18 protein-coding genes are annotated in these 19,497 nt (G+C 72.6%); 13 read left to right on the forward strand and 5 right to left on the reverse strand.

From position 1 onward, the window contains the following. Positions 1–45 precede the first annotated feature (45 nt). Both galK and galE read right to left on the reverse strand, forming a co-directional pair. Positions 46–1,206: a galactokinase gene (gene galK, locus ACIA6B_RS12765; RefSeq protein WP_396772900.1), complete on the reverse strand. Its 1,161-nt coding sequence runs from the start codon at positions 1,204–1,206 to the stop codon at positions 46–48. Then, positions 1,203–2,189 carry a UDP-glucose 4-epimerase GalE gene (gene galE, locus ACIA6B_RS12770; RefSeq protein WP_396772902.1) on the reverse strand — a complete coding sequence of 329 codons (987 nt, stop codon included), beginning with the start codon at positions 2,187–2,189 and terminating at the stop codon, positions 1,203–1,205. Before galE ends, galK begins: the two co-directional genes overlap by 4 nt. A gap of 177 nt (positions 2,190–2,366) precedes the next feature. Here galE and ACIA6B_RS12775 point away from each other — a divergent pair, with 177 nt between their 5' ends. The 6 genes from ACIA6B_RS12775 to ACIA6B_RS12800 all read left to right on the forward strand — a co-directional run bounded on the left by ACIA6B_RS12775 (position 2,367) and on the right by ACIA6B_RS12800 (position 6,926). Further along, on the forward strand, positions 2,367–3,383 hold the full coding sequence (locus ACIA6B_RS12775) for a hemolysin family protein (protein ID WP_396772904.1): 1,017 nt from the start codon (positions 2,367–2,369) through the stop codon (positions 3,381–3,383). A 33-nt stretch (positions 3,384–3,416) separates the two neighbouring features. After that, positions 3,417–4,442: a tryptophan--tRNA ligase gene (trpS, locus tag ACIA6B_RS12780; RefSeq protein ID WP_396772906.1), complete on the forward strand. Its 1,026-nt coding sequence runs from the start codon at positions 3,417–3,419 to the stop codon at positions 4,440–4,442. Between the two features lie 34 nt (positions 4,443–4,476). Next, the gene (locus tag ACIA6B_RS12785; RefSeq protein ID WP_396773151.1) at positions 4,477–5,040 is read left to right on the forward strand and encodes a 2'-5' RNA ligase family protein; all 564 of its coding nucleotides are present in this window, start codon (positions 4,477–4,479) and stop codon (positions 5,038–5,040) included. Between the two features lie 56 nt (positions 5,041–5,096). Further along, positions 5,097–6,038, forward strand: a complete 942-nt coding sequence (locus tag ACIA6B_RS12790; protein WP_396772908.1) for a YihY/virulence factor BrkB family protein — start codon at positions 5,097–5,099, stop codon at positions 6,036–6,038. After that, the gene (locus tag ACIA6B_RS12795; RefSeq protein WP_396772909.1) at positions 6,035–6,409 is read left to right on the forward strand and encodes a GntR family transcriptional regulator; all 375 of its coding nucleotides are present in this window, start codon (positions 6,035–6,037) and stop codon (positions 6,407–6,409) included. The genes ACIA6B_RS12790 and ACIA6B_RS12795 overlap by 4 nt, the downstream gene beginning before the upstream one ends. A gap of 73 nt (positions 6,410–6,482) precedes the next feature. Then, positions 6,483–6,926, forward strand: coding sequence for a hypothetical protein (locus tag ACIA6B_RS12800; RefSeq protein ID WP_396772911.1), 444 nt, complete (start codon positions 6,483–6,485; stop codon positions 6,924–6,926). A 153-nt stretch (positions 6,927–7,079) separates the two neighbouring features. Here the strand turns inward: ACIA6B_RS12800 and ACIA6B_RS12805 are convergent, their stop codons facing one another. Continuing rightward, on the reverse strand, positions 7,080–8,714 hold the full coding sequence (locus ACIA6B_RS12805) for a glycoside hydrolase family 13 protein (protein ID WP_396772913.1): 1,635 nt from the start codon (positions 8,712–8,714) through the stop codon (positions 7,080–7,082). 172 nt (positions 8,715–8,886) lie between these two features. Then, positions 8,887–9,954, reverse strand: coding sequence for a LacI family DNA-binding transcriptional regulator (locus ACIA6B_RS12810; protein WP_396772915.1), 1,068 nt, complete (start codon positions 9,952–9,954; stop codon positions 8,887–8,889). Positions 9,955–10,151: 197 nt separating this feature from the next. Between ACIA6B_RS12810 and ACIA6B_RS12815 the strand changes: the two genes are divergently transcribed. The 4 genes from ACIA6B_RS12815 to ACIA6B_RS12830 all read left to right on the forward strand — a co-directional run bounded on the left by ACIA6B_RS12815 (position 10,152) and on the right by ACIA6B_RS12830 (position 15,878). Further along, the gene (locus ACIA6B_RS12815) at positions 10,152–11,405 is read left to right on the forward strand and encodes an extracellular solute-binding protein (protein WP_396772916.1); all 1,254 of its coding nucleotides are present in this window, start codon (positions 10,152–10,154) and stop codon (positions 11,403–11,405) included. Then, complete coding sequence (locus ACIA6B_RS12820) at positions 11,405–13,039, forward strand: ABC transporter permease subunit (protein ID WP_396772918.1); 1,635 nt, start codon at positions 11,405–11,407, stop codon at positions 13,037–13,039. The genes ACIA6B_RS12815 and ACIA6B_RS12820 overlap by 1 nt, the downstream gene beginning before the upstream one ends. Then, entirely contained in the window at positions 13,036–13,935 is a 900-nt protein-coding gene (locus tag ACIA6B_RS12825; RefSeq protein ID WP_396772920.1) for a sugar ABC transporter permease, read from the forward strand. Before ACIA6B_RS12820 ends, ACIA6B_RS12825 begins: the two co-directional genes overlap by 4 nt. 140 nt (positions 13,936–14,075) lie before the next feature. After that, a complete protein-coding gene (locus tag ACIA6B_RS12830; RefSeq protein WP_396772922.1) occupies positions 14,076–15,878 on the forward strand; it encodes a glycoside hydrolase family 13 protein in 1,803 nt (600 codons plus the stop codon). A gap of 91 nt (positions 15,879–15,969) precedes the next feature. Here the strand turns inward: ACIA6B_RS12830 and ACIA6B_RS12835 are convergent, their stop codons facing one another. After that, on the reverse strand, positions 15,970–16,563 hold the full coding sequence (locus ACIA6B_RS12835) for a TetR/AcrR family transcriptional regulator (protein ID WP_396772924.1): 594 nt from the start codon (positions 16,561–16,563) through the stop codon (positions 15,970–15,972). 99 nt (positions 16,564–16,662) lie between these two features. On the opposite strand from ACIA6B_RS12835, the gene ACIA6B_RS12840 reads away from it, so the two are divergent. The 3 genes from ACIA6B_RS12840 (at position 16,663) to ACIA6B_RS12850 (ending at position 19,401) form a co-directional block, all read left to right on the forward strand. Next, positions 16,663–17,652: a hypothetical protein gene (locus ACIA6B_RS12840; RefSeq protein ID WP_396772926.1), complete on the forward strand. Its 990-nt coding sequence runs from the start codon at positions 16,663–16,665 to the stop codon at positions 17,650–17,652. Positions 17,653–17,709: 57 nt separating this feature from the next. Next, positions 17,710–18,051, forward strand: coding sequence for a hypothetical protein (locus ACIA6B_RS12845; protein WP_091061503.1), 342 nt, complete (start codon positions 17,710–17,712; stop codon positions 18,049–18,051). 276 nt (positions 18,052–18,327) lie between these two features. Continuing rightward, positions 18,328–19,401 (forward strand): BMP family protein, encoded by a 1,074-nt coding sequence (locus tag ACIA6B_RS12850; protein WP_396773152.1) that lies wholly within the window; start codon positions 18,328–18,330, stop codon positions 19,399–19,401. Positions 19,402–19,497 lie beyond the last annotated feature (96 nt).

A 19,497-nucleotide genomic window follows, 5' to 3' on the forward strand; every position in this document is an offset into this window, starting at 1 on the left:
GGGGGTGCGGGCGTCGGGGGGGCGCGGGCGGGGGTGCGGCGGGCGTCAGGGGAGGCGGGTGACGCCGGGGGCGGGGAGGGCGGTCAGGGTGTGGGGGGCGGTGAAGCCGCGGTCGGCGTACGCGGTGGTGACGGCGGCGGCCACCTTCTCGGCGGCGTCCGCGTCGACCAGGGCGAGCACACAGCCGCCGAACCCGCCGCCGGTCATCCGCGCGCCGTACGCGCCGGCCGCGAGCGCCGCCTCGACCGCGGTGTCGATCTCCGGAACGGTGATCTCGAAGTCGTCGCGCATCGAGGCGTGCGAGGCGGTCAGCAGCGGACCGGTCTCCCGGACCCGGTCGGCGCGCAGCAACGCGACGGTGTCGAGCACCCGCTGGTTCTCGGTGACCACGTGCCGGACCCGACGCCGCGTCTCGTCGTCGTCGAGGCGGGCCAGCGCCGCGTCGAGACCGTCGGTGGGCACGTCACGCAGCGCGGTCACGCCGAGCGTCGCGGCGGCCCGTTCGCAGCTCCTGCGCCGGGCCGCGTACTCGCCGTCGGCGTGCCGGTGCGGCGCGCGGGAGTCGATCACCAGCACGGCCAGCCCGGCCGCGTCCAGGTCGAACGGGATCTGCTCGACCTCCTCGGTGCGGCAGTCGAGGAAGAGCGCGTGACCGGCCCGGCCCCGGACGACCACGGACTGGTCCATGATCCCGGTGGGCGCGCCGACGTACTCGTTCTCGGCGCGTTGGGCGAGCCGGGGCCAGCGGTCGGCGGGCAGGTCGAGCCCACCGAGGTCGACCAGCGCGGCCAGCACCGCCGCCTCGATGGCGGCCGACGAGGAGAGGCCGGAGCCGACCGGCACGTCGGAGGCGATGGCGAGCCGCGCGCCGGGGACGTCGAGGCCGGCGGCCCGCAGCGCCCACACCACGCCGGCCACGTAGGCGGCCCAGCCGTCGACCCGGCCGGGCTCGTCGGCCTCCGCGGCGCCGAACTCGACCGGGGCGTCGTCCAGCTCCGACCAGACCGTCCAGCGCGCGTCCGGGCCGGGCGCCGCGGCGACCACGGTACGCAGCGGCAGCGCGAAGGGCAGCACGAAGCCGTCGTTGTAGTCGGTGTGCTCGCCGATCAGGTTGACCCGTCCGGGAGCCGCCCAGTGGCCGGCCGGCTCGGCGGCGTACCGCTGCCGGAAGCCTTCGGTGGCGCGGGCCGCGACGTCGCCGCTCATGAGGTCTGCCCGGTGCGGTGGTCGCGGTAGAACGCCCAGGCGTCGCCGACCATGTCGTGCAGGGTCGGCTTCTCCGGCACCCAGCCCAGCTCGTCGCGGGCCAGCGCGGACGACGCGACCAACTCGGCGGGGTCTCCCTCGCGGCGGGGCGCCACCTCGACCGGCACCGGGTGGCCGGTGACCTCGCGGACCACGTCGACGACCTGGCGGTTGGTGAAGCCGTTGCCGTTGCCCAGGTTGTAGATCCGGTGCCGGCCCGGCGTGGCGGCGTCCAGCGCGAGCAGGTGGGCGCGGGCGAGGTCCTCGACGTGGATGTAGTCGCGGACGCAGGTGCCGTCGGCGGTGGGGTAGTCGTCGCCGAAGAGTTGGAGCTTCTCGCGCCGGCCGGCGGCCACGTCGAGCGCGATCGGGATGAGGTGCGTCTCCGGGTCGTGCCGTTCGCCGATCGCCGTCCCGTCGCGCAGGTACGCCCCGGCGACGTTGAAGTAGCGCAGCGAGACGGCGCCCAGCTCGTGCGCGACCGCCTCGGAGGTGAGCACCATGTCGACGGCCAGCTTGGTCGCCCCGTACGTGTTGGTGGGCGCCTTGACGGCGGTCTCCGGGATGGGTAGCTCGGTGGGGTTGCCGTAGACCGCGGCGGTCGAGGAGAAGACCATCCGGGGCACCCGGGCGGCGCGGACGGCGTCGATCAGGGCGATCGAGCCGACGGTGTTGGTGTGCCAGTAGAGCTCGGGGCGGATCATCGACTCGCCGGCGGCGATCAGGGCGGCGAAGTGCAGCACGCCGTCGAACCCGGCGTCGGGGGTGAGCACCCGGGCGGCCTCGTGCACCGGCAGGTCGACGTGGGTGGCGTCGGGGGCGAGCGCCTCGCGGTGGCCGGTGCGCAGGTCGTCCAACACGGTCACCTGGTGGCCGTGGTCGATCAGCATCCGGGTCACCACGCTGCCGATGTAGCCGGCGCCGCCGGTGACGAGCAGTTTCACGTCCGGTCCTCCTGCCTCGGGCCGCGTCCGTGACGGCCGTCGTTGATCACCCTACGGCTGACGACTGTGTCGGCGCTGTCAAGTGAGTCCCGCTGCTATTCCACCACGATCCATCAGGATTGAACAGATCCGCACATCGGGGCGGGTTCGCGCCGGTCGCTGTCTACCATGCTTGTCATGCGGGAAGCGGGTGGTCCCGGGCCCCGGCGGCGACCGTCGGGGCGGCCCCGACGCGAATCCGGCCCGCTGGCCCGGGCCGTGGCCCGGCTCGTGGTGCGGGCCGCGGACGGCGCCACCCGGGTGGTGACCCACCTGCTCGGGGCGAGCCCCACCGCCGGGCGGGAACGGATCAGCGAGGCCGACCTGCGCGACCTCGTCGCCGCCAACACGCTGCTCGACCCGGACGAACGCCGGATCATCGACGAGGTGCTGGTGGCCGGCGCGCGGCTGGTCCGCGAGGTGATGGTGCCCCGCACCGAGGTGGTCTTCCTCGCCGCCGGCCTGCCGGTGGCCGAGGCGCAGCGGCTGGTCCGGGCCGACCCGCACACCCGCTACCCGGTGGTGGACGGCACGCACGACGACGTCGTCGGTCTGGTGCACCTGCGGGACGTGCTGCTGTGCCCGGAGCCGGCCGGCCGGGTCGCGGTCGGCGCGCTGACCCGCGAGGTGAAGCGGCTGCCGGGCAGCAAACGGGTGCTGGCGGCGCTCACCGAGATGCGTCGGGAGGGGCACCACCTGGCCGTCGTGGTCGACGAGTACGGCGGCACCGCCGGCATCGTCACCTGCGAGGACCTGGTGGAGGAGTTGGTCGGGGAGATCCGCGACGGCAGCCACGGCCCGCCCGACCCGGGGCCCGCCGGCCTGCCCGCCGTGGTCGACGGCCGGCTCAACCTGGCCGACTTCGCCGAACGCACCGGGGTGCCGCTGCCCGCCGGCCCGTACGAGACGGTCGGCGGGTACGTGATGGCCGCGCTGGGCCGCCTGCCGGTGGTCGGCGACGAGGTGCCGGTGCGGGACGACCCGGCCGACGGGTCGGATGCCGCCGATCCGGAGGGCTGGCTGCTGCGGGTGCTGGCGCTCGACGGCCGGCGGGTGTCCCGCCTGGCGGTCTCGGTACGCCGGCTGCCCGAGCCCCGGCGCGAGGTCAGCGGCCCGCGCCCGTCCGTACCTGCCCGACCCGCCGGCCCGTCATGACGGACCCGGGGGCTTGCTGACAGAATTGCCGCCATGTCCGACGTACCCGCCCGCCCGCGCGTCTTCTCCGGCATCCAGCCGACGGCCGACTCGTTCCATCTCGGGAACTACCTGGGCGCGCTGCGGCACTGGGTGGCGCTCCAGGACAGCCACGACGCGTTCTACTGCGTCGTCGACCTGCACGCGATCACCGCGGGGCACGACCCCCAGGTGCTCACGCGGCGCACCCGGGTGGCCGCCGCGCAGCTCCTCGCGCTCGGCATCGACCCGGAACGCAGCACCCTGTTCGTCCAGTCGCAGCTACCCGAGCACCCGCAGCTGGCCTGGGTGCTCGGCTGCATCACCGGGTTCGGCGAGGCCGGCCGGATGACCCAGTTCAAGGACAAGGCGCAAAAGCAGGGCAGCGACCGGGCCAGCGTCGGCCTGTTCACCTACCCGATCCTCCAGGCCGCCGACATCCTGCTCTACCAGGCGCACGCGGTGCCGGTCGGCGAGGACCAGCGGCAGCACCTGGAGCTCTCCCGTGACCTGGCGCAGCGGTTCAACTCGCTGTTCGGCCCCACCTTCCGGGTGCCGGTGCCGCACATCGTGAAGGACACCGCCAAGATCGTCGATCTCCAGGACCCGACCGCCAAGATGTCGAAGTCGTTCTCCGCCCCGGCCGGCATCATCGACCTGCTGGAGGACCCGGCCCGCTCGGCCAAGAAGATCCGCTCGGCGGTCACCGACACCGGCCGCGAGATCGTCTTCGACGCGGAGGGGAAGCCGGGCATCTCCAACCTGCTCACCATCTACTCCGCGCTCTCCGGCCGCGGCATCGACGACCTGGTCGCCGCGTACGACGGCCGGGGCTACGGCGATCTCAAGAAGGACCTCGCCGAGGTGGTGCGGGAGTTCGTCACCCCGATCCAGGAGCGCACCAACGGCTATCTGGACGACCCGGCCCAGCTCGACAAGCTGCTCGCGCGGGGCGCGGAGAAGGCCCGGGCGGTGGCGGTCGACACGCTGCGCACCGCGTACGAACGGGTGGGGTTCCTTCCCCCGGTGCGGTCCGCGTAGCGGCGGGCGGGGAACGGTGACGGTGAGCGGAGGGATGGCGCGCAACGTGGCGGGCAGTGACGCAGCGCCGGGCGGCGGGGACACGATCCAGATCGGGATCGCGGTCGACGTGCCCGAGCCGTGGGGCGGGCTGCTCACCCGCCGCCGGGTCTCCGCCGGCGACCCGCAGGCCGTCCCGGCGCACGTCACCCTGCTCGGGCCCACCGAGATCCCGGTACGCGCGCTGCCGGCGGTCGAGGCGCACCTGAGCCGGGTGGCCGCCACGCACCTGCCGTTCACGCTGCACCTGCGCGGCACCGGCACGTTCCGCCCGGTCACCCAGGTGGTATTCGTGACGGTGGCGGCCGGGATCAGCGAGTGCGAGCTGCTCGCCGCCGCCATCAACTCGGCTCCGGAGCTGCACCGCGAGGCCCGCTTCCCGTACCACCCGCACGTCACCGTGGCCCAGGACGTGCCGCCCGAGGTGCTCGACAAGGCGTACGAGGATCTGGCCGACTTCTCCGCGCTGTTCGAGGTGGAGGCGTTCACGCTCTTCTCGCACAGCGGGGCGACCCGGTGGCAGCCCCGTCGCGACTTCCGGCTCGGCGGCCCGCGCTGAACATCCGGCCGGCCGGGCCGCCTCCGCCGAGGGCGACGATCGGCGAGGATGGCGGGGTGAACGTCTTCGGCCGGATCGAGGAAGCGGTCGGGCGTCGGATCGACGCGGTCCGCGGTCGCTCGTCCGCCTTCGACCATGTCTGGCTGGCCGGGACGCTCTACGCCGACCTGCTCGCCGGGCGGCTCGCCGCCGCCATCGCCTACTACGGCTTCTTCGCCGTGTTCGCGCTCGCCCTGGTCGCGTACTGGATCTTCGGCGCGGTGCTGCGGGACAACGAGGACGTCAGCCGCGCGGCGGCCGAGTTCCTCCGGGAGAACCTGCCCTTTGTCGACCCGGCGCAGATCGCCGAGAGCAGCAACACCGTCGGCGTGGTCGGTCTGATCATCCTGGTCTTCACCGGGATCGGCTGGGTGGAGGCGATCCGCTCGTCGCAGCGCCTGATGTACGGCTTGAACCAGCAGCCCGGCAACCTGGTGGTGCGCCACCTGGTCGACCTGGGCGTGCTGGTCGCGGTCTTCGTGCTGCTCTTCGTCTCGGTCGCCGCCGTCGACGCGCTGGAGTCGCTGCTGCGCTTCCTGCTGCGCAGCACCGGCTCGGTCGGCCTGACCACGGTCAGCGCGGTGCTGAGCGTGCTGGTCAACGCCGTGCTCGCCGCCGCGCTGCTGTTGGCCGTGCCCCGGCTGCGGATGAGCCGCCGCCGGTTGCGCCCGGCGGTGCTGACCGTCGCGATCGGGATCACGCTGCTCAACACCGTGGGGCGCTACTACGTGGTGCGCACCGAGCGGAATCCGGCGTACACGGTGGTGGCCACCGCCGTGGGCCTGCTGCTCTACCTCTACCTGCTCAACCAGATGGTGCTCTTCGGCGCGGCGCTCGCCGCCACCAGCCGGTACGGCCGGGTGGTCGACCTGGCCGAGGGCGGTGCGCGGGAGGTGGACGTGGAGGCCGACGTGCTGGACGAGGAGACCGATCCGGGCACCCCGGGCGGCGGGGGATGAGCCCGCGGATCCGGGTGGACGCGGAGTCGGCGACACCCCCGTACGAGCAGGTGCGCGCCCAACTCGCGAGCGCCGTCGGCGACGGACGGCTGCCGGTGGGCACCCGGCTCCCCGCGGTCCGGCAGCTCGCCGCCGACCTGGGGCTGGCGGTGAACACGGTGGCGCGGGCCTACCGCGAGTTGGAGGCCGCCGGGCTGGTGCAGACCCGAGGCCGGCACGGCACGGTGGTGGCGCCCGGGCGCGACGACGCCACCGACCGGCTGCACCGGGCCGCGGCCGACTACGCCGCCGAGGCGCGTCGCCTGGGGGTGCCGCCGGAGCGGGCGGTCGCCCTGGTCCGGGCGGCGCTGGACGCCGGCACGCGTGGCTGAGCACGGTCGCCTGAGCGGGGAGACTCGTCAGATTGCGGTCCCCGGGCCGGCGCGGAACGACGATGATGGGCCGGTGGGCGCACTCGTGACACTGGACCTGCCGGACGACTCGCCGATGCTCGGCCTGCCCTGGATCATCACGTTCGGTCCGCTGGCCGCCGACGACGAGTGGGAGCCCGTGGTCTGCGGCCCGTACGAACGGCCGCACGCGCTGGCGCTGGCCGAGGCGGTGGTGGCCGAGGAGCAGTTGATGGCGGTCGTGGAGCCGTTGCTGCCGGCGCTGACGCCGGAGGAGATCCGCGGTGAGATCGCCGCCGCGCAGATCGCCGCGGAGGACGAGGCGGCCGAGGCCGACCAGGCGGATCTCTACGGCGACTTCGAGGACGTCATCGACGACGAGTTGGAGTTGGCCGCCGAGCGCCAGCCGGCGCCGCAACCGGCGGAGCCGCCGGGCGCCGACGAGGTCCGCGCCGGCTTCGCCCGGATCGCCGCGCTGCTCACCGCCAAGGGCGGCTGACCACCGGCGCGGCGGCCCGAACGGACGCCGGCCCCCGGGAGCGGACTCCCGGGGGCCGATGTCACCTCACCCCCCACCACAAGGGGTCGGCAGCCCAGCCGCCCGTCGGCGCGGAGCACAACGGACGACCAGGTCATTGGCGGGTTACCCGGCTCAGCGCCGTTCGAACCACGCAGCCGCGTCCACCGGCAGGACGTGCCCGTCGCCCCGCTCGGTGAGATCGGCGCTGGCGACGAGCGGCCGGCCGAAGCCGGCGACCGTCACGTCCGCGCCGCTGAGGTTGACCACGCAGGTCAGCTCCGTGTCCCCGGCGGCCCGCCGGAACGCCAGCACGCCGGGTTCGGTCTCCAGCCAGGTGATGCCGCCGAGGTCGGCCAGCGCCGGGTGGGTGCCCCGGATCCGCAGCGCCGCCCGGTACAGCTCCAGCGTCGAGCCGGGCACGCCGGTCTGGGCGGCCACCGAGAGGGCCCGCCAGGTCGCCGGCGCCGGCAGCCAGCTCAGTTCGCTGCCGTCCGGCCCGAAGCCGTACGGGGCCAGCTCGCCGCTCCACGGGATCGGCACCCGGCAGCCGTCCCGGCTCTCCCCGGTGCGCAGGAACGACGGGTCCTGGCGCAGCTCGTCGGGGAGGTCCAGCACCTCCGGCAGGCCCAGTTCCTCGCCCTGGTAGACGTAGGCGCAGCCGGGCAGCGCGAACATCAGCAGCGCGGCGGCCCGGGCGCGGCGCAGGCCGACCTCGCCGTCGCCGTACCGGGTGACGTGGCGCTGCTTGTCGTGGTTGGAGAGCACCCAGGTGGTCGGCGCGCCGACGATTGTCGACTCGGCAAGCGCGGTGTCGATCACCTTGCGGAACGAGTCGGCCGACCAGGTGGCTTCCAGGAAGTCGAAGCTGAACGCCTGGTGCAGCTCGTCCGGGCCGATGTAGCGGGCCAGCCGCTGCGGCGTCTCGGCCCACGCCTCGGCGACCGCCATCCGGCCGCCCGGGTAGCTGTCCAGGATCGGCCGCCAGGCGCGGTAGATGTCGTGCACCTCGTCCTGGTCGAAGTAGGGCAGCCGGCCCTTGCCGAGCAGGTCCGACTGGCGCTGCCCGGTGGTCATCGTGCTGAAGCCGACGTCCGGCAGGCCCTCGGCCTTGATCATGCCGTGCGCCACGTCGATCCGGAAGCCGTCGACGCCGCGGTCCAGCCAGAAGCGCAGGACGTCCTCGAACTCGGCGCGCACCTCGGGGTGACGCCAGTTCAGGTCGGGCTGGGCCGGGTCGAACAGGTGCAGGTACCACTGGCCGTCGACCACCCGGGTCCAGGCCGGGCCGCCGAAGATGCTCTCCCAGTCGTTCGGGGGCAGCTCGCCCTGCTCGCCCTTGCCGTCGGCGAACAGGTAGCGCTCGCGCTCCGGGGAACCCGGGCCGGCGGCGAGCGCCGCGGCGAACCAGGGGTGCGCGCTGGAGGTGTGGTTCGGCACCAGGTCGACGATGATCCGCAGGCCCAGGGCGTGCGCGTCGGTGATCATCTCGTCGAAGTCGGTGAGGTTGCCGAAGAGCGGGTCGACGTCGCGGTAGTCGGCCACGTCGTAGCCGGCGTCGACCTGCGGGGAGGTGTAGAACGGGGTCAGCCAGAGCGCGTCCACGCCCAGCTCGCGCAGGTAGGGCAGGCGCCCCCGGATGCCCTGGAGGTCACCGACGCCGTCGGAGTTCGCGTCCGCGAAGCTGCGGACGTAGACCTGGTAGACGACCGCGGACCGCCACCAGTCGTCGTCGGTGGCCGGTGGCGTGGGGGTGGGGGCGGAGGTCATCGGTGGCGATCCCGTTCTGTGGCGGCGCAGGGGTGTCTGTGCAGAATGCCGCGTCGGCGCTGCAAGAGTCAAGCATTCCTTGCGCAAGAAATGACGCCGATCACCCGCTCCACCAGTGCGGTTACCGTTCGCACCTCTCCCAGATCCCGAGACGGCCCGCGCCGGGCCCGGGTCAGGCGGGGACGGGAAGGGTGGGGGCGGGGCGTTGGCGCTTGGGTGCGGGGGCGGGCCGGGCGACCGCGGTGGAGCCGCGTACCACCAACTCCGGGCGGAACAGGTACTCGGAGTTCGGGGACGGGTGCCCGTTGATCTCGTCGACCAGGGCGCGTACGGCGGCCACCGCCATGGCCGCGACCGGCTGGCGCACCGTGGTCAGCGGCGGATCGGTGAAGGCCATCAGCGGCGAGTCGTCGTAGCCGACCACCGAGACGTCCTCGGGGACGGAGCGACCGCGTTGCCGGGCCGCCCGGATCGCGCCGAGCGCCATCAGGTCCGAGCCGCAGACCAGGCCGGTCACCCCGCGCTCGATGAGCCGGCCGGCGGCGGCCTCGCCACCCTCCACGCCGAACAGGGACAGCTCGGTCAGCTCGGTCAGGTCCTCGTCGGAGATGTCGGTGAGGCGCCGCATCGCGGCCTTGTAGCCGGCGACCTTGCGCTGCACCGGGACGAACCGGTCCGGGCCGGTGATCAGGCCGATCCGCCGGTGCCCGAGCGCGACCAGGTGGGCGACCGCGAGTTCGGCGGACTCCCGGTCGTCGCAGGAGACGAACGGCGCGGGGATGCCCGGCGCGTACCCGTTGATCATGACGATCGGCAGCGGCCGGGCGAGCAGCGTGCGGTACCGGTCGTGGTCGGCGGCGGTGTCGGCGTGCAGGCCGGAGACGAAGACGATGCCGGAGACCTGCCGGTCCAGCAGCATCTCGACGTACTCGTCCTCGCGGACGCCGCCGGGGGTCTGGGTGCACAGCACCGGCGTGTAGCCGGTGGGCGCCAGCGCGGACTCGATGATCTGGGCGAACGCCGGGAAGATCGGGTTGTCCAGCTCGGGCACGACCAGGCCGACCAGCCCGGCGCTGCGCTTGCGCAGGCGGGCCGGTCGTTCGTAGCCGAGGACGTCGAGGGCGGTGAGGACGGCCTGCCGGGTCTCCGGGGCCACTCCGGGGCGGTCGTTGAGCACCCGCGACACCGTGGCCTCGCTGACTTCGGCCTGTTGGGCGATGTCGGACAGTCGAGCGCGCATGGCGGCACTTTAGCTCAACGGCAAAGTCTTGCGTACACTTCTGCAAGCCCTTCCATTCTCTGCAACCTCTTGCTAACGTCCCCGCAACATGCGAGAGCAGCGGCGCAGCACCCCGGCGCCGGTCAGCAAGAACTTTCAGAGGTTCCCACTGGCGGTCGCCCTTCCCCCGGCGTGCCGCCATGACGACAGGAGTACCGATGCGCATCCGTACCGCGGGTGTGGTCGCCGTCCTCGGTCTGGCGCTCGCCGCGTCCGGCTGTGGTGACAGCGGCAGCGACAAGCCGGCCGCCGAGCAGTCCGCTAGCAAGGCGACCGGCGGCAAGCTGGTCATCTGGGCCGACGACAAGCGCACCGCCGCCCTCAAGCCGTTCGCCGAGGAGTTCGGCAAGGAGAACGGTGTGACCGTCGAGGTGCAGGCCGTCTCCAAGGACCTGCAGACCAACTTCGTCACCGCCTCCCAGCAGGGCAGCGGCCCGGACGCCGTGGTCGGCGCGCACGACTGGATCGGCAACCTGGTCCAGAACGGCGCCATCGACCCGGTCCAGCTCACGGCCGAGCAGAAGGCGGGCTTCAACGAGACCGCGGTCAAGGCGGTCACCTTCAACGGTCAGCTCTACGGCGTGCCCTACGCCACCGAGAACCTGGCGCTGCTCCGCAACACCGAGCTGGCCCCCGAGGCGCCGAAGACGATCGAGGACCTGGTCGCCGCCGGCAAGAAGCTCAAGGCGGAGAAGAAGGCCAGCGAGATCCTCTGCCTCCAGTCCGGCCAGAACGGCGACGCGTACCACATCTACCCGCTGTACTCCTCGGCCGGCGGCTACCTGTTCGGCACCGCCGCCAACGGCGACTACGACCCGAAGGACCTGGGCGTGGGCAAGCCGGAGTCGATCGCCGCGTTCCAGAAGATCGCGAAGCTCGGTGAGAAGGGCGAGGGCGCGCTGAAGCGGTCCATCACCCCGGAGAACTCGATCTCCACCTTCACCGGCAAGAAGTGCGCCTTCCTGGTCTCCGGCCCGTGGGCCGTGGCCGACGCCAAGAAGGCCGGCATCAAGTACGACATCTCCCCGGTCCCCGGCTTCGCCGGTGGCAAGGAGGCCCAGCCGTTCGTGGGCGTCCAGGCGTTCTACGTCGCCGCCAAGGGCAAGAACAAGGCCCTGGCCCAGGAGTTCGTCACCAACTACGTGACCAAGCCCGAGCTGGCCGTCGCGCTGTACAAGGCCGAGCCGCGCCCGCCGGCGCTGACCGCCGCCTTCGACCAGGTCAAGGGCGAGGACCCGGACCTGGCGAAGTTCTCCGAGGCCGGCAAGAACGGCCAGGTGCTCCCGGCGATCCCGGCCATGGCCGCGATCTGGGACCCGTTCGGCAAGGCCGAGGCCGCCGTCATCGGTGGCGCCGACCCGGCCAAGACGATCACGGCCGCTGGCAAGACCATCCAGGGTCAGATCAAGTAATGAGCGCGCCGCTGTCCGGCCCGGGGTCCGCCACGCGGACCCCGGGCCGGGAGCCCGCTCGCCCCGGGCTCCCGCGTACCGCGCGGCACCACGCGCCGATCACCGCGACCGGCCTCGTCGTCAAGGTGGTCCTGCTCGGCCTGGTGGCCGGGATCGCGCTCTGGGCGGCGTTCCCGCTCATCGAGGCCGGGCACTGGATCGGGCTCGGCGTCCTGGTGGCCACCACCGCCGCCCTGTTCTACCTCTACCTGGGTCGCCGGCACATCCCGGCCAAGTACCTGGTCCCCGGCACGCTCTTCCTGATCGCGTTCCAGGTGCTGCCGGTGCTCCTCACCGCGAGTACCGCGTTCTCGAACTTCGGCGACGGCCACCGCGGCAGCAAGGACGACGCGGTCGTCGCCATCCAGACCTCCTCGGTGAAGCAGGTGCCCGGCTCGACCGAGTACGCGCTCACCATCGCCACCACTGGCGACCCGGCGAGCGGCCCGCTGGTCTTCCTGCTCAGCGACCCGAAGACCAAGGAGGTCTTCGCGGGGGACGCGGGCGGGCTGCGCCAGCTCGACGCCGGCGCCGTCACCGTCAGCAGCCTCAGCGGCAAGATCACCGCCGCGGACGGCTACACCGTGCTGAACATCGGGCAGGCCAGCAGCCGCAGCGACGCGGTCACCGCGCTGGTCGTGCCGACCGACGACGGCGCCATCCGCTCCAACGGCCTCACCCGGGCCTACGAGGGCAAGGCAGCCCGGGCGTACGACGCCGGCTGCGACTGCATCAGGGACAGTGAGAGCGGCAAGACCTGGACCGCCGACGAGAAGGTCGGCTCGTTCGTGGCCGCCGACGGCGAGCGGCTCAGCCAGGGCTGGAAGGTGAACGTCGGGCTGAAGAACGTCGGCGCGGTGCTCACCGACCCGAACATCTCCGGGCCGTTCTTCGGCACGCTGGCCTGGAACTTCGCGTTCGCGATCGGGTCCACCGGGTTCACCTTCCTGCTCGGCATGGCCATCGCGCTCGCGCTGCACTCGCCCCGGATGCGGGGCACCAACTTCTACCGGATGCTGCTGATCCTCCCGTACGCCATGCCGTCGTTCGCGATGCTGCTGGTCTGGCGGGACATGTTCAACACCGACTTCGGCCTGCTCAACAATCTGTTCGGGCTGGACGTCGACTGGTTCGGCGGCGCCTGGTCGGCCCGGGTCGCGGTGCTGCTGGTGCAGCTCTGGCTCGGCTACCCGTACATGTTCCTGGTGGCCACCGGCGCGCTCCAGGCCATCCCGCGGGAGCTGACGGAGGCCACCTCGGTCGACGGGGCCAGCCCGTGGCAGTCGTTCCGGGCGGTCACCCTGCCGCTGCTGCTGGTGGCGCTCTCGCCGCTGCTGATCGCGTCGTTCGCGTACAACTTCAACAACGTCAACGCGATCCTGTTCACCACCGAGGGCGGGCCGTTCGCGCCGGACAACCCGCGCAACGGCGCCACCGACCTGCTGATCACCTACACGTACCGGCTGGCGTTCGGCGCCCAGGGCGCCGAGTACGGCCTGGCCGCCACCGTCTCGATCTTCATCTTCGCGATCGTGGCGACCGTCTCGGCGATCAGCTTCCGGCGCACCCGCAAGCAGGAGGAGGTGTACTCGTGACCAGCATCGCGGAAACGCCGACGGCCCGCCGCAACCCGGCCGGCCGGTCGCGCGGCCGGTGGTTCGCCCAGGTGGGCTGGCGGCATCTGGTCGGGGTGCTGGCGGTGCTGTTCAGCCTCTTCCCGATCATGTTCGTGATCTCCGCGGCGCTCAACCCGCTCGGCACGCTCTCCTCGACCGAGCTGCTGCCGACCGGGGCGTCGCTGGAGAACTTCACCAACCTGTTCGACCGGACCGCGTTCGGCCACTGGTTCCTCAACTCGCTGCTGCTGGCGGGCGTGGCCAGCTTCGCGTCGATCTTCCTGTCGGCGCTGGCCGCGTACGCGTTCTCCCGGATGCGGTTCGCCGGGCGTCGGATCGGCCTGCTCACGCTGCTGCTGATCCAGATGTTCCCGCAGTTCCTGGCGATCGTGGCGATCTTCCTGATCTTCACCACGATCACCGACCTGTACCCGTCGATCGGCTTCAACACCCCGTGGGGCCTGTTCCTGCTCTACATGGGTGGCGCGCTGGGCGCGAACACCTGGCTGATGAAGGGCTTCTTCGACACGCTGCCGAAGGAACTGGACGAGTCGGCGACCATGGACGGCGCGTCGCACGTGCAGGTCTTCTTCCGGATCATGCTGCCGCTGGTGGCGCCGATCCTGGCGGTGACCGGCCTGCTCGCGTTCATCGGGTCGATCAACGAGTTCATCATCGCCAACGTGTTCCTCACCAACACCGAGTCGAAGACGCTCGCGGTCGGCATGTTCGGCCTGGTCGCGGGCGAACGCAACAACAACTTCGGGATGTTCGCGGCCGGCACGCTGCTCACCGCGATCCCGACCGTGCTGGTGTTCCAATTGCTCCAGCGCTACATCGTCTCCGGCCTCACCTCCGGAGCGGTCAAAGGCTGAGCCTCCTCGGCTCACGCTGCGGCAAGGGCGTCGTGTCGGCGTACACCGGAGCGGTTTGGAGGGCGGACCGCCGCGGTCGGGTGACCGACCGCGGCGGGTGCCCGCCCACTCCCTGTCGGTACGACGCGAAAGGCCGCGGCATGTCCCTTCCACCGCACCACGACGGCTCCGCCACCTACGTCCCGGAGCAGGAGCCCGCGCTCGGGCAGACCGTCCCCGTCTTCGTCCGGGTGCCGGCCGGCGCCGGCGTCGACCAGGTGCACGTGCGCACCACCGGCGACGGCGAGCCGCACTTCGCCGAGGCGGTCGTCGACCGCACCACGAACGGCGACGTGTGGTGGCGGGCCGACGTCGAGGTCCGCAACCCGGTCAGCAACTACCGTTTCCTGCTCGACGGCACGGCCGGCGCCCGCTGGCTCAACGCGGCCGGCACCGCCGACCACGACGTGCCGGACCACGGCGACTTCAAGCTGGTCAGCTACGCGCCGCCGCCGGCCTGGGCCCGGGACGCGGTGATCTACCAGATCTTCCCGGACCGGTTCGCCCGCTCGGCCGCGGCGGACGGGCGCACCGCGCCGGACTGGGCCATCCCGTGCGACTGGGACACGCCGGTGATCGGGCGCGGCCCGGAGACGCCCCGCCAGTTCTACGGCGGCGACCTGGACGGCATCACCGAGCGCCTGGACCACCTGGACCGGCTCGGCGTCAACACGGTCTACCTCACCCCGATCTTCCCGGCCCGCTCCAACCACCGGTACGACGCGTCCAGCTTCGACACCGTCGACCCGCTGCTCGGCGGCGACGCGGCGCTGGTCCGGCTCGCCGACGCGGTACGCGCCCGGGGCTGGCGGCTGCTCGGCGACATCACCAGCAACCACACCGGTGACGCGCACCGCTGGTTCACCGCCGCGGTCTCCGACGTCGACGCGTTGGAGCGGGACCTGTACTACTTCGACCTGCCGGGACAGGACTACGAGTCGTGGAACGGGGTGAAGTCGCTGCCGAAGCTCAACTGGGGCAGCGCCGAGCTGCGCCGCCGGTTCGCCACCGCCGAGGACTCGCTGCTGCGCCGCTGGCTGCGTCCGCCGTACGGGCTGGACGGCTGGCGGGTGGACGTGGCGAACATGACCGGCCGGCGGGGCGCCGACGCGTACACCCACGAGGTGGCGCGACTGCTGCGCGAGGTGGTCGCCGAGACCCGGCCGGACGCGTTGCTGCTCGCCGAGCACGGCCACGACCACACCGGCGACCTGGACCGCGACGGCTGGCACGGCACGATGAACTACGTCGGGTTCACCGACCCGGTGTGGTCCTGGCTGCGCGCCGGGGACGGCCCGGTGCCGAACTTCCTCGGCACGCCCGGCGGGGTCCGGCGGCGGGACGCGGACGCGGTGCTGGCCACCATGAACGCCTACCGGTCGTTGGTCTCGTGGCGGTCGTACACGCACTCGTGGCAGCTCCTCGGCTCGCACGACTCGGCCCGGATCCGCACCGTGGTGGGCGACGCGGCCCGGCAGGAGGTCGCGGCCGGGCTGCTCGCCACCATGCCGGGGACCCCGGTGGTCTTCGCCGGTGACGAGCTGGGCCTGACCGGCACGAACGGGGAGGGCTCGCGTACCCCGATGCCGTGGCGCCGGCCGGAGAGCTGGGACCGGCGCACGTTCGACGCGTACCGGTCGCTGCTGGCGCTGCGCCGAGCCGAGCCGGCGCTGCGGCACGGCGGCCTGCGGTGGGTGCACGCCGACGCGGACACGCTGGTCTTCCTCCGGGAGACGCCGACCGGGAGCGTGCTGGCCCTGGCCCGCCGCGCGCCCGGGTCCCCGGTGCGCCTGACCGGCCTGCCCGCCGCCGACAACATCTACGGCGGCGCCCCGGCGCTGCCCGCCGGCACGGCCACCCTCCCCGCAGACGGCCCCACGTTCCAGCTCTGGCGTCTCCCCTGACCCCTCCTCCCGCGATCTTGCAGTTGGCGCCCCGACAGAGGGGACGAAAGCCCCACGGCGTGGGCCGCAACTGCAAGATCGCGAGGGCGGGTCAGGGGCGGGAGAGCAGGGCGCGGGCGCCGGTCAGGTAGGTGGCGCGGTCGGGGGAGCCGGTGAGGATGCGCTGGGTGAAGTAGCCCGGCACCAGGCCGAACAGGGCCGCGCCGACCGCGTCGGGGTCGGCCTCGGGGGGCAGCTCACCGGCGTCGCGCGCCCGCCGGGCGGCGGTCACGAAGTGGCCGCGCAACCGGGTGTACGTGGCGGCGACGAACTCGGCCAGCACCGGGTCCCGCTGTGCCTCGCTCCACACCTGCAACGCCAGGGGAAGTACGCCGTCCGGACCGAGCTGGCCGTCGACGAAGGCCAGGGCACGCTCCAGCACCCCGGTCAGCGGCAACGGCGGGTCGGCGGTGGACAGGTCGGCGAAGTTCTCGTCGGCGGTGCCGACGACCGCCTGGGCGATGGCCGTGATCAGGTCGTTCTTGCTGGGGAAGTAGCGGTAGACCGCGCCGACCGAGAGCCCGGCCTCCCTGATCACGTCCTGCATCGAGGTCTGGTGGAACCCGTCCCGCAGGAAGCAGCGCCGGGCCGCGTCGAGGATCTGCTGGCGGCGGGCGGCGAGGTGCTGTTCGGAGACGCGTGGCACGACACACATTCTAAAGCGAACGTTCGTTCTTGACGAACACGTCGACCGCGGCGCACGCTCCTCTCCAAGAGAACGAACATTCGTTTTAAGGAGGCGACGATGCTCCGCTCCCGCTCGCCCTGGGCCCTCACCGCGCTGCTGGTCGGCGTGGCGGTGGTGGTGCAGGTGCTGCTCGTACCGCTGTTCGCGGCCCCTGCCGCGCACCTCGCGCCGCGCGACCTGCCGGTGGCCGTGGCCGGGCCGCCGCCCGCCGTCGCCGAGCTGACCGCCCGGCTGGCCGCCGCCCGCCCCGGCGGCTTCACGGTGACCGCGCTGCCGGACGCGGCGGCGGCCGACCGGGCGCTACGCGACCGGGAGGTCTACGCCGCGTTCGTGGCCGGCCCGGACGGCGTCGCCCTGCACACCGCGCCGGCCGCCAGCCCGACCGTGGCGGCCCTGCTCACCGAGGCCGCCGGCCAGCTCTCGGCCGGCCGCCCGGTGCCGGTGACAGTGGTCGTGCCGACCGACCCGGACGACCCGCGTGGGGCCGGCTTCGCCGCCGGTTTCCTGCCGCTGGCGCTCACCGGCATGCTGGTCGGCGCGCTGCTCACGCTGCTGGTCACCGGTCGCCGCGGGCGGCTGGCCGGCCTGCTCGGGTACGCGGCGCTCGCCGGCCCGGCCGGTGCCACGGTGCTGCACGGCTGGCTCGGCCTGCTCGACGGCGACCCGTGGCGGGAGGCCGGCGCGATCGGGCTGTTCTCGCTCGCCGCCGCCGCCACGGTGGCGGGGCTCGGCGCGCTGCTCGGCCGCGCCGGCATCGGGCTCGGGGCGCTGCTCGTCTTCCTGCTCGGCAACCCGCTCTCCGCGGTCGCCGCCGCGCCCGAGCTGCTGCCGCAGCCGTGGGGAACGGTCGGGCAGTTCCTGCCGGTCGGCGCGGGCGGCACGCTGCTGCGCTCGGCGGCGTTCTTCGACGGTGCGGGCGCCGGCCGGCCGCTGGCCGTGCTGACCGGGTACGCGCTGGTCGGGCTGGTGCTGGTGCTGGCCGGTCGGCGGGCCGGGGTCGCCGGGGAGGTGCCAGCGCCACCCGAGCGGGCCCAGGTCACGGTATGACGGCAGCTCGGCGGGGTGACTACTACGCAGTGTCGTTGATGGGGGAGGATGGCCGGCGTGGAAGCTCTTCGACTGATCCTTCTCTACGTCCATCTGATCGGCTTCGCGCTGCTGCTCGGCGGCGGGATCGCCCAGTACGTCAGCGGCCGGCTGCGGATCAACGCGGCCATGCTGTGGGGGGCGGTGATCCAGATCCTGACCGGTCTCGGGCTCTCCGCGCCGCTGCGGGACGGCGACGAGCCGGCCCCGGCGAAGCTTGTTACCAAGTTGGTGCTCGCGCTGCTCATCTTCGTCATGGTCTTCTTCTCCCGTAAGCGGGAGTCCGTGAACCGGGGGCACTTCCTCGCGATCATCGGGTTGACGCTGCTCAACGCGGCGGTCGCGGTGTTCTGGCGGTAGTCCGCCGGGATCGGGAGCGGCCCCGAAAACGGACGTTCGGGACACGCCCGTGCACCCCTACCGGCCCCAGAAGTGATCTGCCCCACCCAAGGGTTACACCGGGGTAACGGACGCTCAACAGTCGTGCACGATTGTCGGCCGGTGGGTGGGCGCGGGCGTACGCTCCCGTCCGTAACGTGGGACGCCGGCCGCACACCGCAGGCCGGCGCAAGGGCATGCGTACCGCGCACGACGCGGGCGCAATGGGAAGGAGACGTCTTGCGCTCTGTGCGTGGGATGCGGATCGCCTCCGCCTTCGTGGCGGGTGGCCTCGTGCTGGGCGCCGCCGCTTGTGGTGAGGCTCCGGACGACAAGAACGACAGCGCCGGCGGCAACGGCGGCAAGAAGTACAGCGCCTGCATGGTGACCGACGTCGGCGGCATCGATGACAAGTCCTTCAACACCTCCGCCTGGAAGGGCCTTCAGGAGGCGAAGAAGGAGAACGACAACATCGAGATCAAGAACGTCCAGTCGAAGGCCGAGGCGGACTACGAGGTCAACCTCACCGGGTTCGTCAACCAGAAGTGCGACTTCATCCTGGCCGTCGGTGGCCTGATGTCGGACGCCACCAAGAAGGCGGCCACCGCGAACCCGAACCAGCAGTTCGCGATCGTCGACGCCAACCCGGGTGTGGGCAACATCTACCCGATGCAGTTCGACACCGCGCAGGCCGCGTTCCAGGCCGGCTACCTGGCCGCCGGGATGAGCAAGAGCGGCAAGGTGGGCACCTACGGCGGCCTGCCGATCCCGCCGGTCACCATCTTCATGGACGGCTTCGCCGACGGCGTGGCGTACTACAACAAGGCCAAGAGCAAGAACGTCCAGGTGCTGGGCTGGGACAAGGCCACCCAGAAGGGTTCCTTCACCAACGACTTCGTCAAGCAGGACGAGGGCAAGAAGGTCTCCGACGCGCTGGTCGCCCAGGGCGCCGACATCATCATGCCGGTCGCCGGCGGCGCCGGCCTCGGCACCACCGCCGCGGCCAAGGCCTCGGGCGGCAAGTACTCGGTCGTCTGGGTGGACGTCGACGGCTGCGAGAGCACCCCGGACTGCTCGGCGATCGTGACCACGGTCGTCAAGAACATCCCGGAGGCCGTCAAGGAGGCCGTGGTGAAGGCCGCCGGTGGCGAGAAGCTCCAGGCGCAGCCGGGCTTCGTCGGCACGCTGGCCAACACCGGTGTCTCGATCGCGCCGTACCACGACTTCGACAGCAAGGTCCCGGCGGACCTGAAGGCCGAGGTCGAGAAGATCAAGGCGGACATCGCCGCCGGCACCGTCACGGTCACCTCGAAGGCCCAGCCGACCAAGTGACCGCTCCGCCGGCCGCCGCGGTGAGATCATCGGCAGCGGGGCCGGCGGGCACCAGGTAGCACGATCCGGCCGTCCCGGGCGTACGGGGTCCGAACC

This window comes from Micromonospora sp. NPDC051141, assembly GCF_044455765.1.
Lineage (GTDB): Bacteria > Actinomycetota > Actinomycetes > Mycobacteriales > Micromonosporaceae > Micromonospora.